At 46.1% G+C, this 13,120-nt stretch carries 14 protein-coding genes; all 14 read right to left on the reverse strand.

Translation table 11 applies throughout. From position 1 onward, the window contains the following. Nucleotides 1-23 precede the first annotated feature (23 nt). Nucleotides 24-1,376 (reverse strand): transketolase C-terminal domain-containing protein, encoded by a 1,353-nt coding sequence (locus tag PQG83_RS13755; protein ID WP_312742129.1) that lies wholly within the window; start codon nt 1,374-1,376, stop codon nt 24-26. Nucleotides 1,377-1,419: 43 nt separating this feature from the next. Continuing rightward, nucleotides 1,420-2,181, reverse strand: a complete 762-nt coding sequence (locus tag PQG83_RS13760) for a carbon monoxide dehydrogenase beta subunit family protein (protein ID WP_312742132.1) — start codon at nt 2,179-2,181, stop codon at nt 1,420-1,422. Between the two features lie 56 nt (nt 2,182-2,237). After that, nucleotides 2,238-2,561, reverse strand: a complete 324-nt coding sequence (locus PQG83_RS13765) for a pyruvate ferredoxin oxidoreductase (RefSeq protein WP_312742135.1) — start codon at nt 2,559-2,561, stop codon at nt 2,238-2,240. Nucleotides 2,562-2,596: 35 nt separating this feature from the next. Next, the gene (locus tag PQG83_RS13770; RefSeq protein WP_312749139.1) at nt 2,597-3,331 is read right to left on the reverse strand and encodes a 2-oxoacid:ferredoxin oxidoreductase subunit gamma family protein; all 735 of its coding nucleotides are present in this window, start codon (nt 3,329-3,331) and stop codon (nt 2,597-2,599) included. A gap of 69 nt (nt 3,332-3,400) precedes the next feature. Beyond that, entirely contained in the window at nt 3,401-4,291 is an 891-nt protein-coding gene (locus tag PQG83_RS13775) for a thiamine pyrophosphate-dependent enzyme (protein WP_312644825.1), read from the reverse strand. Nucleotides 4,292-4,710: 419 nt separating this feature from the next. Further along, nucleotides 4,711-5,712 carry a M23 family metallopeptidase gene (locus PQG83_RS13780; RefSeq protein WP_312742137.1) on the reverse strand — a complete coding sequence of 334 codons (1,002 nt, stop codon included), beginning with the start codon at nt 5,710-5,712 and terminating at the stop codon, nt 4,711-4,713. Nucleotides 5,713-5,786: 74 nt separating this feature from the next. Next, the gene (gene cutA, locus PQG83_RS13785; protein WP_312742140.1) at nt 5,787-6,125 is read right to left on the reverse strand and encodes a divalent-cation tolerance protein CutA; all 339 of its coding nucleotides are present in this window, start codon (nt 6,123-6,125) and stop codon (nt 5,787-5,789) included. Nucleotides 6,126-6,346: 221 nt separating this feature from the next. Then, nucleotides 6,347-7,099 (reverse strand): hypothetical protein, encoded by a 753-nt coding sequence (locus PQG83_RS13790; RefSeq protein WP_312742143.1) that lies wholly within the window; start codon nt 7,097-7,099, stop codon nt 6,347-6,349. Nucleotides 7,100-7,422: 323 nt separating this feature from the next. Continuing rightward, on the reverse strand, nt 7,423-8,043 hold the full coding sequence (gene thrH / locus PQG83_RS13795) for a bifunctional phosphoserine phosphatase/homoserine phosphotransferase ThrH (protein WP_312742146.1): 621 nt from the start codon (nt 8,041-8,043) through the stop codon (nt 7,423-7,425). A gap of 168 nt (nt 8,044-8,211) precedes the next feature. Beyond that, nucleotides 8,212-8,859, reverse strand: coding sequence for an HAD family hydrolase (locus tag PQG83_RS13800; protein ID WP_312742148.1), 648 nt, complete (start codon nt 8,857-8,859; stop codon nt 8,212-8,214). Next, nucleotides 8,856-9,422, reverse strand: a complete 567-nt coding sequence (locus PQG83_RS13805) for a hypothetical protein (protein WP_312742150.1) — start codon at nt 9,420-9,422, stop codon at nt 8,856-8,858. The genes PQG83_RS13800 and PQG83_RS13805 overlap by 4 nt, the downstream gene beginning before the upstream one ends. 70 nt (nt 9,423-9,492) lie before the next feature. Continuing rightward, nucleotides 9,493-9,969: a sigma-54-dependent transcriptional regulator gene (locus tag PQG83_RS13810; protein WP_312742152.1), complete on the reverse strand. Its 477-nt coding sequence runs from the start codon at nt 9,967-9,969 to the stop codon at nt 9,493-9,495. Between the two features lie 61 nt (nt 9,970-10,030). Further along, complete coding sequence (locus tag PQG83_RS13815) at nt 10,031-10,720, reverse strand: LolA family protein (RefSeq protein ID WP_312742155.1); 690 nt, start codon at nt 10,718-10,720, stop codon at nt 10,031-10,033. Beyond that, nucleotides 10,717-13,098, reverse strand: a complete 2,382-nt coding sequence (locus tag PQG83_RS13820) for an FtsK/SpoIIIE family DNA translocase (RefSeq protein WP_312742158.1) — start codon at nt 13,096-13,098, stop codon at nt 10,717-10,719. Before PQG83_RS13820 ends, PQG83_RS13815 begins: the two co-directional genes overlap by 4 nt. Between the last annotated feature and the right edge of the window lie 22 nt (nt 13,099-13,120).

A 13,120-nucleotide genomic window follows, 5' to 3' on the forward strand; every position in this document is an offset into this window, starting at 1 on the left:
CTATCTTGGCTACTTTACTGATTCTAAATGCTCTTCATAAAATGAGCAACCGCTGCTGGATCCACCGTTCCCATAATATGAGACTCTGGAACCGTGTTCGACTTCTTACCGGTTAAACCACATTCCACTTCATCCGTAATCATCTCTACTGGCATGGACATCCCGCCGTAAACATGTGGGCCGGCCACAATCTTTGCATTGGAGAAACCATAAATTGCCGTAGCCACATCTTTGGCCAACCATCCGACATAGTTAAATTCCGGAATAACAATAAGCTTGGCTTTGCCACACAGCTCTCTTAGTTCGTTTGTTGGGAAAGGTCGCAAGGAACGAATTTTGATTAATCCTGCCTTGATGCCTTTCTCTTTACATTGACGAACCGCTTCGCGGGATTGTGCCGCAGCACTCCCCGAAGCAATAAGAAGAACATCTGCATCTTCCACATCCTGAGCTTCTAACAATCCATCCATATATTGATTAATATATTTCCGTGAACGTTCTACGCCAGCCCACACTTCCTGCTGCCACACCGCATGAATGTTGTAGGCCATAAAATTAGATTTTTGCACTGGAGCATCACGGGACAATCGAGCTGGCGGGTTCTCCGCATCTAAGACCGGGACCGACCCTCGGTAAGGGTCTCGAGGCGGGAGCTTGAGACCACGATCCTGCATCGCACAATACCCTCGAGCATGAGTCACAAAAAAACCATCACAACAGACACCCACCGGAAGGGTCACATCATTTTTTTCGCTGATGATAAAACCCTTCATGATAAAGTCGAACAGATCCTGTTGATTTTCCGCATGAAAGACCAACATTCCGCTATTTAAAAGGTAGGCAATTTCAATATTATCAGGTTGGATAGCCAATGGAGCATTCACGACCCTGCACGTAAACATGCAAACAGCGGGAAGGCGGTGACCTGCCCATGAGACAATGGGCTCAAGACCTCGCAATGTTCCGGGACCAGCTGTGGCCGTAAAAGCTCGAACACCTGCACGGGAAGCGCCAGCAATTGCCGACATGACGCCATATTCTTCCTCACCTCGATAGAATTCCTTCACATACCCTTCCCCATACAAGACTCCGATTAATTGCAAGGTTTCGCTTTGAGGAGTAATGGGATAGGCCACGGACATATCTACATTTGAGCGCCTCACCGCCTCTTTTGCACATTCACTCCCGGTAATAAATTCCCGTTCACGGGGAGCCTCAAAAAACATATACTCTGGAGAGACAACCCTCTGGCGCTTGGCTTCTCCATGAGGATCCTTTCTTCCCTTTCCGCTATCAACCGATGGTGCAGCCGGCGCACTCGTAATTGGATCACCTTGGGGATTGGTTTTAACTTCTGATTCAAGGGCTTCGCTCATGGTTTGACCCCCTTATTACTTGAATGAAAATTTACAAATATACTCATGCTTCCTTTTTCATATGTTCAGCTTTATGGCCAAACGCTGCGGCGTTTCCATCAACCGGGCTTTCAATACTAAAATCCAAAGGATTGGTGTGTGTTTTGCCACCGTGGACTTTGGACTGTAGTCCAGTAAAACGAACATTATTGCCACTTTCTGGTAATTTTATCCCCATTTCTTCTCGTACCCGCTTAAAAACTGCTGCAACCCTTCGGATCTTTGCAGCATCAGAATCTCGAACTGTAAACATGGCATCCTCATGCCCTTGTTCCGCACAAATAGCAGATGTCCAGCAATTGGTTCCAGCTCGAATCATTTTGAGAGTCAGGTTAGCATAGTGACAATGGACTCCGATAAAAATACAGGCTTCAATCTTATTTCCCCATATTGTCAGATTGGGATGATTCGGATTGATCACTTCCTCCGGTTCAACTTTGGGGTACTTGGGACGATAATCCGGCATGGGAATGACGAGCACATCGGGTAATTGCGCTGCTAGCTCTAATACAGCCCTAGCCTTATCGGCCGCATGATCATTCCAATTCCACAAAACCATCGGACCAGGGAAAATGGTTGCATTCTTTCGAGTCAACATCGTACGCGCCATGGCTTCCATTGCCAGCTCTTCCGCAACAACATGGCCAAACTTCAAACCGTACCCTTGTTCAGGCGTCAGGACACCAAGCTCCGCTGCAGATGGTGGATGGAAACCTTGTGGCCCTGGGGCCACGATTGCTTCTTCTAACTCTTTCGTTAATTCCACGTTGGACTCCGATTGATGAGTATGAGATGACTGGAGAATAAAAAACTGTTATTAGATTATCCCCTCAGCGGACTAGCAAGAACCGCTTTGGTATTTTTTTCCAAGTATGAAATATTTTCAGTAAGTGCCGCATCCCCTATTTGATCGATCATTTCCATTTTAATGGCATGATGTTTGGCCATATTGTCACACACCCACACACATTGTGCGCAACCTTTACAACGATCAACGGCGACATAAGCCGACCCATACTTTAAACCCCTGTCCTTTCCCGCCTCCGTATCATACTGAATTGTGTTGGCCTCCGGGCAGTACTGTGTGCACAACTTACAGCTGGTTGCAGCACAAATATCTATATCTATATTTGCAACAAGATACATTGCTCTCCCCTTTCAATTCCTTCTTTTTTTCGTTTTTAGACCGACGCCTTTGCTGCTTTATTTGCTGCACTGGTTGTTTGGTCCGCCATTGAGGACGCTCCCAATGTCCATCCATTATCGACAGCGTAATCCCAACCAGCCTTTACTACCGCTAAGTTTTTCTCAATCAATTCTGCCTTCTTTTTAAACTTTCTTTCCACCACACTATCCAATGCAGCAGTTCCACCTGACACCACAAAGCCCTTTCCGAGAAATCGATCTTTCACAGCCTCTCCTGTGGCCTCGATAGTCGAAAGTCCCGTAATCGCGCCAATGGCTCCTACCATCGCCATGTTGGTGGCCAAATCAATTCCCGCCACATCTAGAGACATTTGGGTAGCTGGGAGGTAATATATTTTTGCACCTAGGTCTTTCAATTCGGCAGCTTGATCCGGCTCAAGATTCATGGGGGTGTTGCTATTGATAAGAACGACTCCCTCTTTTTTTAATCCATAATAAAATGGATTCGTGTAGCTCTTTCCATGGGTAATGCACTGTGGATGAAAGACCATGAGAATATGGGGAAAGGTAATTTCTCCAATTTCATAAATCGGTTCATTTGAAACACGAACATAACTTTCTACGGGAGCCATTCGCTTTTCAGACCCATAAAACGGAACGATGGTGCTCTCGCCACCAGCATTAATGACCGCTGTGCTAAATATGTGGGATGCAGTCACCACACCTTGACCACCAACGCCTGCCATACGAATGTTATAACGAATAGCCATTTTCAACCTCCTCCATTTTCATACCTTTAAGAGCATCCCAACCAAGCACGCAAACTTTTGCAGGGAAAACTACCCTTTTGTTACTGCAGCTGCAGGCTTCGGTAGATATTCTTTGTACCCATACAGTTCCCCTAAATACTGCTTGGCTTCGTCTGTAAGATATTCAGAAAATGCATAACGATCATTCTCGACATCTTTGGCATCTTCCATCACTTTATCTGTTGGAATCGCATATTCAATATTACATGAGGTATAGGCTTGGATATACGTTGGGCCAACTTCTCGTGCAATCAAGACCGCCTTTTTAATGACACTTTCCACTCTTCTTGGGTTATTGGGAACCACTGTCGCCACATACGCACACCCGGCAACCTTGGCCATTCCTAACATATCCATCTTTTCAAATTTTTTCCCTAAGGGCGCCATCTTCAAAACTTGACCCTTGTTGGTCATGCCACTTTCTTGACCACCGGTATTCCCATAAACTTCGTTATCCAACATGATGGTCGTGAATTTTTCTTTTCGAAACCAGGAATGCAAAGTCTGAGCAAAGCCAATGTCTGCCATTCCACCATCTCCCGCCATCACAACAACATCTTTAGGGCGATCTCCAAATCTCAAGCGAAGTCCGCGTGACAATCCACTGGCCACCCCATTTTGATCGCCGTAATTTCCATAGACAAAAGGAATAGCTGCCTGAGAAATGGCTAGTCGTCCACATCCTGCAGTACCAACTGTAATCGTGTCTTCTGGATTAGGGAATGCAATAATAGCCAATCGGATAAACAAGGTCATCGCGCATCCTGCACACATAGGATGTTCCTCTAAAATCTCCTTAAATGTTCCCACTTGCGAAACAGATGTTTTTTTCCCAAATGGACCATGCTCGACCATATCCCTATATTCTTTTGGCATAAATTTTCCGAAACCGGGCGTGAATTTTACGTAATCGAGACTCATATCGGGCCTCCTCCTTGGTTAAAAGCAAATGTCATCACCATCATTTTTAGAACCAACTTTCGGCTAGGTAAAATACCCCAACCAAACAAGAAATTAACAAAGAAAACAAATTATTGTCAATTTAACTCATAAACTTAAATTTCCAATAATATTTACTTGAATGTCCTGAGGATTTTTTTAGTTTTTCCACAAAACAAAAATTCCCCAACATCTTCAAGGTTAATCTATGCAATCCCTATAGATAATTCAACACAAAAGAAGGCCCACCCTCTATAAAAGAAGACCCAGTCTCGAACGAAACGGCTTAGGTCTTTTGTCCCAGATTTTAGAAAAGAAGGTGAAAGTGGAAGTGTAGCAAAAAAAAATCACGAAGAGACCTTGTGGATATCTAAGAAATCTCCAAGGCCTGAAATGGCAGGCTAATCCAAAATGTAATGAATAGGATCTACAACCCTATCATTCACAGCCACTTGATAGTGAAGATGGGGTCCCGTAGAAAACTTTCCCGTGCTCCCGACCAGACCGACAAGATCCCCTCTTTGAACTTTATCCCCATATTTCACATTAATTTTAGACATATGACCATAGGTCGTTTCTATGCCGTAACCATGGTCAATACGAACAAATTTTCCCATACGCCCATCATAGGCAGCTACAACAACTTTCCCCGCTGCAGGAGAACGAACTTCAGTACCAGTAGGAGCACCAATATCAATACCTGCATGCAAGGCTTTTTTACCTGTAAAGGGGGAGACCCGTGGACCAAACTTTGAGGTTAAAGCGCCTTTAACTGGCCAGATGGAAGGAATAGATGCCCATTGATCGGCTTTTTGCTGGGCTGCGGCAGAAAGCTCTTCCAGAATTTGACTTTCCAATTCAGTTTGTTGATTTAGCCACTCTAGTCCAGCCTTAATCTCGGTTATTTTTCGGTCCATGGTCGAATTTAAACCAGAGACCTCAGGGGACGTCCCGATTTTTTCAATTGAAGTCTTTAACTCCCAAGACGCCTCTTCTTGGACCCCATCGTATGGCATCTCCTCATATGGCAGTTCCTCTCCCCCCTGCCCAGGTAGACCAGAAGGCAACCCCTGAATCTCATCCGCCTCAAGACCAAACATGGTTTGGAGCTTCCGATTAAGGGTCTCTAGCGCTAACATCCGCTTTTTCATTCCATCTACTTCGGTTGAAAAATTACTGGTTCGAGCACGCGAGGTCGTTAATTCCTGTTTTATTTCGCCTAATTCACTCAGTTGGCTCCACTGGTAAACATAATGGGTAATAACCCCACCCTGAACGAGCAGCAACACTAACCCCACAATCATTCCATACTTCACAAGAGATTTTCGGAATTTTAGACGCCAGGGATTTGAGCGGGCCCCACGAAAGATTATGACCGTCAACGTATCTTCAGACTCTTTCATAATTCACCTAAATTATAAAATTAAGAGCATCAAGGTTTTCATTCATGCAGACATTGAGCCCAAAACACTTTCCCTTACTCTTCAGTCATGCCGACTCGACTCTTGGTTGAATCTCGAATCCAGGCTAAATATTCTTCGCTTCCAAACTGAATAGGGAGAGCAATGATTTCAGGAACCTCATAACTATGATTGGCTTTCACCATGGTAACCAATTGGTCATACGACCGTCTCACAGTTTTTGCCAATAGCAAAAATTCCTGTTCCTCAGCAATTTTCCCATCCCAATGAAAAATTGATCGCACGCCTGGAATGATATTGACGCAGGCGGCTAATCCGTTCTTCACCAAAATTCTTGACAGTCCTATAGCCTCTCCCTCAGAACCTACCGTCACCATTACGACCATTTCTTCCATATAAAAATACCACCAAGTGCCTGAATTCTTGAATGAAAGAAAAAGATCTCATAAATTCATGAGAGACGACAACGAACGTCCTTGCAAGATATCAGTGTTTCCTAATCATTATCGGCCGTTTTTTCAATTCCTGAAGCTTAAAATAATCTTCTGCTTACCAAATATCAACCAGATATTTCATATTTTTTTTCGATACTTTACATGGCAATAATTTCAATCACTTAGCGTGGCATTAGGCGGGCTGGGTCCTCGTTGGCCAAGCCAATTAAATCTGCAATTGCGGGTTTTAAGGCCTCTTGCATAGCTTCAGGATAACTTTCGACAGCATTCTCAAGACCATAATATGGTCCATCAAGCTGCTTCCCTTCAAATTCCATTGTCATGTTCCATAACACCTTCGACGGATCATTCAGGGGTGTTAATCGAAGATCAAGCTCCAGAGCAGTGGTGGTTTCACTCATAGGAAGGCCTAACATCCAAAAAACTACTCCCACGGGAGCTAATAGATACGAGTATAATCGACGGCTCCAGTCAGTAGAACGGAGACGACCTCGAAAGGCCAAATCCGCCGGGTGTTGTCCTTCATCTTTGGCAAAATCAACCGAGGAAAAAATTTCTGCATGCCTTAATTCCGCAACGATGGATTGGGCCAGATCATTAGCCGGATCAAATTTGACGACATCGACCTCTTCAGGGTTGGGTGCGGCCTCAGGGCGTTGATATCGTGTGTCTCCATAGGGAACTAGAGGGATGGCGGCCTTCCAATATTCCTCTTTTACCTCGTTTCCCCTCAAATCTTCTAAGGGAAGAACAATGGCTTTTGCCGGGATGGGCGCGGCGGCTTTTTCATTCAGAAATGACCCCGTAGAGGCCGGGGGGTATTGCCACTCCCGCTTCCCAAGACAGCCGGTTACGGCAGAGAGACAGAGCAATACCATTACCATTAGAGACAGGCGAATGCGAGAGACCCCCATGTAAATGCTCCTTTCAAGTTTGTCAGTGCTCTTGGCATAAAAACTTTGCAGCCAACAGCCCTAGAGGATCCAGAAAAATTTTCTGGCAATTTTTTGAGGATTACATCTCTTATTTCTTCAAAAATGATTCTTTGAACATCTTTCCCCTTTATCATCAGCACCCTTCTTCAGCCACTCATAAAACGCCATACATCTAGCAAGTACAATTTGGAAACGCAACAATGCTTCCCTCAGAAATCTCTTCATAAATTTTGGCATTAGCCAGCGGCCTCTTGAACGAAACATGGGGGGAAGGAAATTCAAACCTACCCAGCATGACCAGGTCAGGAAGGGAACCCGCCTGCCCGACCCAGGTGCTCCTGGAATTCTGCATACGAACGAGCTACAGGGAATTGGGGAAATTCCTGGATAATTGAATCAGGAGGACAGAAAAAAAATCCGGCGTCGGCTTCCTTTAACATCGAAACATCATTATAGGAGTCTCCTCCGGCCAAGACTCTAAACCCGATACCTTTTAATGCACTGACAGCATGTCGCTTTTGATCATGTTGGCGCAAGAAATAATCCGTAATAAACCCATGGGAATCAACTCCCAATGTATGACAAAAAATCGTAGGGAATTCGAGCTTCTTCATAAGTGATCCGACAAACTCATAATACGTGTCCGACAAGATAATAATTTGACATCGTTCACGCAGCCAGGCAATAAAGTCAGGAACGCCCGGAAGGGGAGAAATCGTATTGGCAACTTCCTGAATATCCCGAAGAGTAATGCGATGCGCTTTCAGGACTTCCAGTCGTTTTTTCATTAAGACATCATAATCCGCAACATCCCTGGTGGTGAGACGTAGCTCTGGTATCCCGACTTTATCCGCCAAAGCTAGCCAGATCTCAGGAAATAACACTCCTTCCATGTCCAAACAGGTAACAACCGGCTGCGCCATCAAGACCTCTTCTGGTGATTATGAATCAAAAATGTAGTTAGCCATCAAAAATATCAATGGATCATAAAAGAATTCCTTGGTTGGCCACAACTAGAAAAAATCACGGGGTGACCTAGCCACTTTTCCTGTATGCTGTCACTCGCAGAAATGAATTAGAGGTGGGAGGAATTAAAACAACCCAAGAAGATCTTTCGGATTTTCACAATAAAAGTCAGGCCGTAGTGCTGCAACTTTTTCTCGATTTCCATATCCATACCCTACGGCACAAGCTCGAATGCCCGCCGCCTGAGCTGCTCGAACATCATTCGTACTATCCCCAATCATCACCGTATCAGAGGGATCGACCCCCAATCCCTCAAGTGCCCGCAACAACATTACAGGTTCTGGTTTCAATTCCATCGTATCTCGAGGAGCTTCAACATGATGAAAGAGATCCTGGGCATGTAACCCATCCACAATTGAAAGGGTATACTCCAAAGACTTGTTGGTCACAATAGCTTTTCTTCGGTCCTGATAATGATGAAGCACTTCCCAAATCCCAGGGTAAAACCGTGTGGTTTCCACGCAATGCTCTAGATAATGTTTCCGAAAAATCTCCAAGGCTTTTTCATATTGATCAAAATTTTCTTCTCCCACCGATAACCGCAATAGCCGCTTCACCCCGTCACCCACAAAACTAAATATTTCTTCCCGTGATCGTAAGGCCAATCCCAAATCCCTTAGCGTAAGGTTTACCGAGGTGGCAATATCTATTTTCGAATCGATCAAAGTTCCGTCAAAGTCAAAGAACAACACTTCCGCACGCCATGTAGTCATTTTTGAACATCTTTCTCATTTGTAAGCTCTAATTGTTGTATCAAAGAATTGAGCAGATTTTTTCTTTCCGGCCCAGATTCATTTAACTCCGCCCAACGAACAAAATCGACCAGACGTTGACGGCCCACATGTGGAGGCAATTGAGGCCCAACAATTTGCCACCGGTCCCCAACCGCCTTCAGATGAAAATATTGTATTTCACGATGTGGATTGGTCACAAACGTTGCTCGTTCCCAGTGCATCGTTCCAAACACCTCGAAGATTACGGGTATTTTGGCCTCTAACCCATTAATAACTTCCCATTGCGACACATCGTCCACCACATCATATCCAGAAATCACGACTACGTGTCCCCAGACCGGTTCTTCCAGCCAGGCCACAAAGGGTCTCACCACCTGCCAGGAATGCGCCTCCAACCGAACCCCTTTTTTATCGAGGGAAAGATATTTCTGTAAAATTTTGGTGGGATCTTCAGTGATATGGCCGCCAATGGCTTGAAGAGAGCTTGCACTGAACACCACCATACCCAAAACACACAGTAAGACCCGCATGAACCACGACAACAGACTCACAATGAATTTGGGATTGGCGATTGAGCCATGACCACACAAAAACCACTGAAGGAAACAGCGATTATCCTTTGAACAGGATAACCAGAATTATCCCCAATAAGAGCCAAAGAGGAATGGACAACATTAAACCCCAGGCCAAGCCTTGCGCTGTTTTTAAGCGGCCTTTTAGGGTTTGTTTTTCCAACGCTTTCGTTACCCGCAACCTGACGTCCTCGAGATGGAAGGGTTTGGTAATATAATCATCGGCCCCACGATTAATAGCCTCCACAGCTGTGCCAATGGAGGGATGTCCAGTGATCATCAGAAAAATCACCTCATCATTTTTAACCTCCCGGATACGCCTCAACAATTCCATGCCATCCATATTGGGCATAATCAAGTCCGCCATTATTACATCAAAGTCACCCTTACGATATTGTTTCAGGGCCTCTTCACCATTTTCGGCCATGATGACGGTATAACCCAATGATAGCAAGAACTCTGACAAGGCTTCCCGAACTCCCTTGTCGTCATCCACCACCAAGATGCGCTCAGCCATTTCTTTCCACCTTTTCCTTATCTGAGAATACCAACTAAAACGACAGACCTGAATGTTGAAATTATGGTAATTCGATCACCACAACATCCGGCGGGATATCGAACGTCAGCTGACTGGACGAAAGACCCGTATTCGCCTGAATGTGGTCAAACATCACATGAGAGATATTCCCGCTCATCTCAAACAAGGTAATTCCCTGAATAAAATACGTATCAGGAAAGAGTTTGAGCACAATTTTCTTGATAGTTGGAGGCGTTTGGCCAACAGGCTTAGGGACTAAGGTGAGACTAGGGAACTTTTCATTATCTTTCGAGCCCTCAGCGGATTCCAGAATCGTAAATTGCTGAGATAGATTTCCTGCCCCCTGCAAAAGAGCTAGAGGACCCTTGGACGCGGCCATTTGCGTAAGCGCCCCTTTGACTACCTGCTGATGCTCAGGGACATACATCATGACCTGATCACCATTCACATAAATCTGCTCCTCCGATGGGTGAAGATAATCCCATCGAAGCAATCCAGGTTTTTTTAAATAGAGCCGCCCTGAAGAGGTAAACCCCGTCGTAAATCCCTCAAGAATGGTTTCCTGAACAAAGTCAGCTTGCAAATCCTTGGTCTGAGCATAACGAGCCTCAACCTTTGCAACGATATCCTCCATGACGGAAACAGATGCGGCCGAGGTATCGGATACAGGCATTATAAAGGAAATAATGCCTAGAAAGATGGCTCCTCGCAGAACCGGCAATGACATCATCCTATCTCCGACGTAACAGTACTTCGAGCGAGAACCTCTCGTCTCCCATCACGCCCTGGAGCACTCACCAGACCTTCCTCCTCCATTTGCTCAATCATCCGGGCTGCTCGGGGATACCCCACACGCAAGCGACGCTGAATAAAAGAGGCTGAGGCCTGTCCTGTGGTCATCACCAATTCTCTTGCCCGCTCATAGGTCTCATCGCGATCCTGTTCATCCACCGAGGGTTCCTGGACGGACTCCAGGGCCACGGGGTCATAGACGGGAGTGGCTTGGGATTTCACCCATTCCACTACCCCACGCACTTCCTCATCCGAAACATAAGGACCGTGCAGTCTATTAATGCCACCGGTGCCGGAGGATAAAAACAGCATATCACCTTTTCCCAAAAGACTTTCTGCTCCATTCGCATCTAAAATGGTCCGGGAATCAATTTTGGAAGAAACCTGATACGCGATACGTGCAGGGAAATTAGCCTTGATCAATCCAGTCACAACATCAACTGACGGTCTTTGAGTCGCCAAGACAAGATGAATGCCTGACGCACGGGCCATCTGAGCGAGTCGCGCTATGCGATCTTCAATATCCTTAGGCGCCACCATAATCAGATCGGCAAATTCATCAATGACCACCACAATGTAGGGCAACAGAACCCGCTCTTCTTGTGAAGACTCCAGCAGGGGGGCCCCTTCCTCCACATCCATCGATTGGCCTTTGCTCAGCTTCTTCACGGTTTGAAGTGGAGAACCCGTCTCCTGAGAATCGGTAACTTTTTTATTATAGGCATCAATATTCCGAACACCCAATTCCGCTAACACCTGGTAACGACGCTCCATTTCTTGTACGACCCACCCTAGCCCACGAGCGGCTTCTTTGGGGTTTGTGATAACCGGTCGAATGAGATGGGGAATCCCATCGTACACCTGCAATTCCAACACTTTGGGATCAATTAACAGGAGTTTCACTTCGTCGGGATGGGCGGTAAATAAGATATTCAATAACAGGCAGTTCAGCCCCACACTTTTTCCTGACCCTGTAGCACCCGCCACCAATAAATGGGGCATGGTGCGGAGATCCGTCACCACCGGTCGCCCAAAAATATCTTTCCCCAAGGCCAAGGCCAGCTTTGAACGGGCACGGGTGAACGCCTCTGATGTCAACATCTCTTTCAATCCAACCGTTTCCCGTTGGGGATTCGGGACTTCAATCCCTACGGTGGATTTTCCTGGGAGAGGAGCCACCACCCGAACTTTTAGGGCTTTTAACGCCATGGCCAGGTCATCAGCCAAATTCACAATTCGGGCGACTTTGATGCCGGGACCGGGAGCAAACTCATACATGGTAATCACCGGTCCAGGATGCACATCTGTGACGCCTCCCTCAATCCCAAAACTTGCCAACGTGTTCACAAGAACTTCGGACTGAGATTTTAACACCGCATCGGTCTGATGAGCTGCCCGCGCTGCATGAGTATCCAGCAGATCGGTGGGGGAAGGCATTTGATAGGACTTGGAAATTTTCTTGCGAGAGATAAAGGTGTCGTCGACTTCCTCAATGAGTGGAAGAGTAGGCGTTATCTCGATTGTAGCTGGCAAATCATCTCTTTTTATCTTGGATAACTTGGACTTTGGTTCCAAAGTTTCTGAAACCATCGCACCAATACCACCACGAGCAGCCAATTGACGATTAATTCGAATCGATTTATTCATTTTTGGTTGGAACTCTGCTACCCACCAGTCTCGCTCCCTCACCGATTCCACCACAGTATTTTTGAGGCGTCCCAAAACATTCAGGAGAGTTCGAGCAATTTGTCCAATCGAAACCGGCACAAGCAAAAGAAAGGCAATGAGTAACAGTGCCCCAAGCATGATCGTGGCACCCGTGACCGCCAGGTACGATCCGAGCCCGGCCGCTACCCATTGTCCCACAACTCCACCCTGGCTTACCCCTAAGACATCCATGTCGGATACTTGAGGCTGGCCTGAAAATCGAAGATGTAGCAGTGCGCTGAAAGAGAGAACACCAAGCAGCGATCCCAGAAGACTGCCGGACGTAATACGAAGTTTTTCTCCCCATAGGACGCTTAAACCCAACACAATGAGCAAGAATGGCACTACATAAGCCCCCCCTCCCGCCACAGTGAGGAGGGAAAACGCGAGAGTAGCCCCAATCAGACCTACAGCGTTTTCGGGAATGGAATTTGAGGAAGGTTGCTGGGCAAAAAGAATCGGGTCTGAAGGAGAAAAGGTTGCCAGGCTGAGCAGCCCAAGAATGCCCAAAGTCGCGACTAAAATTCCCACAACTTGTGTGGTTAAGACAGAAAATCCCTTGGTTTGGTCTTTTGTTGGCTTGGTCTTTGAACTAGGGAAGATACTCATCAAAAAATCCTACCATAAGTGT

The organism is Candidatus Nitrospira neomarina, from assembly GCF_032051675.1.
Lineage (GTDB): Bacteria > Nitrospirota > Nitrospiria > Nitrospirales > UBA8639 > Nitrospira_E > Nitrospira_E neomarina.

Bases quoted from the DNA above. Each gene is read 5' to 3' on its own strand.
- PQG83_RS13755 (WP_312742129.1), bottom strand. From the start codon at position 1,376: ATGAGCGAAGCCCTTGAATCAGAAGTTAAAACCAATCCCCAAGGTGAT.
- PQG83_RS13765 (WP_312742135.1), bottom strand. From the start codon at position 2,561: ATGTATCTTGTTGCAAATATAGATATAGATATTTGTGCTGCAACCAGC.
- PQG83_RS13770 (WP_312749139.1), bottom strand. From the start codon at position 3,331: ATGGCTATTCGTTATAACATTCGTATGGCAGGCGTTGGTGGTCAAGGT.
- PQG83_RS13775 (WP_312644825.1), bottom strand. From the start codon at position 4,291: ATGAGTCTCGATTACGTAAAATTCACGCCCGGTTTCGGAAAATTTATG.
- PQG83_RS13780 (WP_312742137.1), bottom strand. From the start codon at position 5,712: ATGAAAGAGTCTGAAGATACGTTGACGGTCATAATCTTTCGTGGGGCC.
- cutA (WP_312742140.1), bottom strand. From the start codon at position 6,125: ATGGAAGAAATGGTCGTAATGGTGACGGTAGGTTCTGAGGGAGAGGCT.
- PQG83_RS13790 (WP_312742143.1), bottom strand. From the start codon at position 7,099: ATGGGGGTCTCTCGCATTCGCCTGTCTCTAATGGTAATGGTATTGCTC.
- thrH (WP_312742146.1), bottom strand. From the start codon at position 8,043: ATGGCGCAGCCGGTTGTTACCTGTTTGGACATGGAAGGAGTGTTATTT.
- PQG83_RS13800 (WP_312742148.1), bottom strand. From the start codon at position 8,859: ATGACTACATGGCGTGCGGAAGTGTTGTTCTTTGACTTTGACGGAACT.
- PQG83_RS13810 (WP_312742152.1), bottom strand. From the start codon at position 9,969: ATGGCTGAGCGCATCTTGGTGGTGGATGACGACAAGGGAGTTCGGGAA.
- PQG83_RS13815 (WP_312742155.1), bottom strand. From the start codon at position 10,720: ATGATGTCATTGCCGGTTCTGCGAGGAGCCATCTTTCTAGGCATTATT.
- PQG83_RS13820 (WP_312742158.1), bottom strand. From the start codon at position 13,098: ATGAGTATCTTCCCTAGTTCAAAGACCAAGCCAACAAAAGACCAAACC.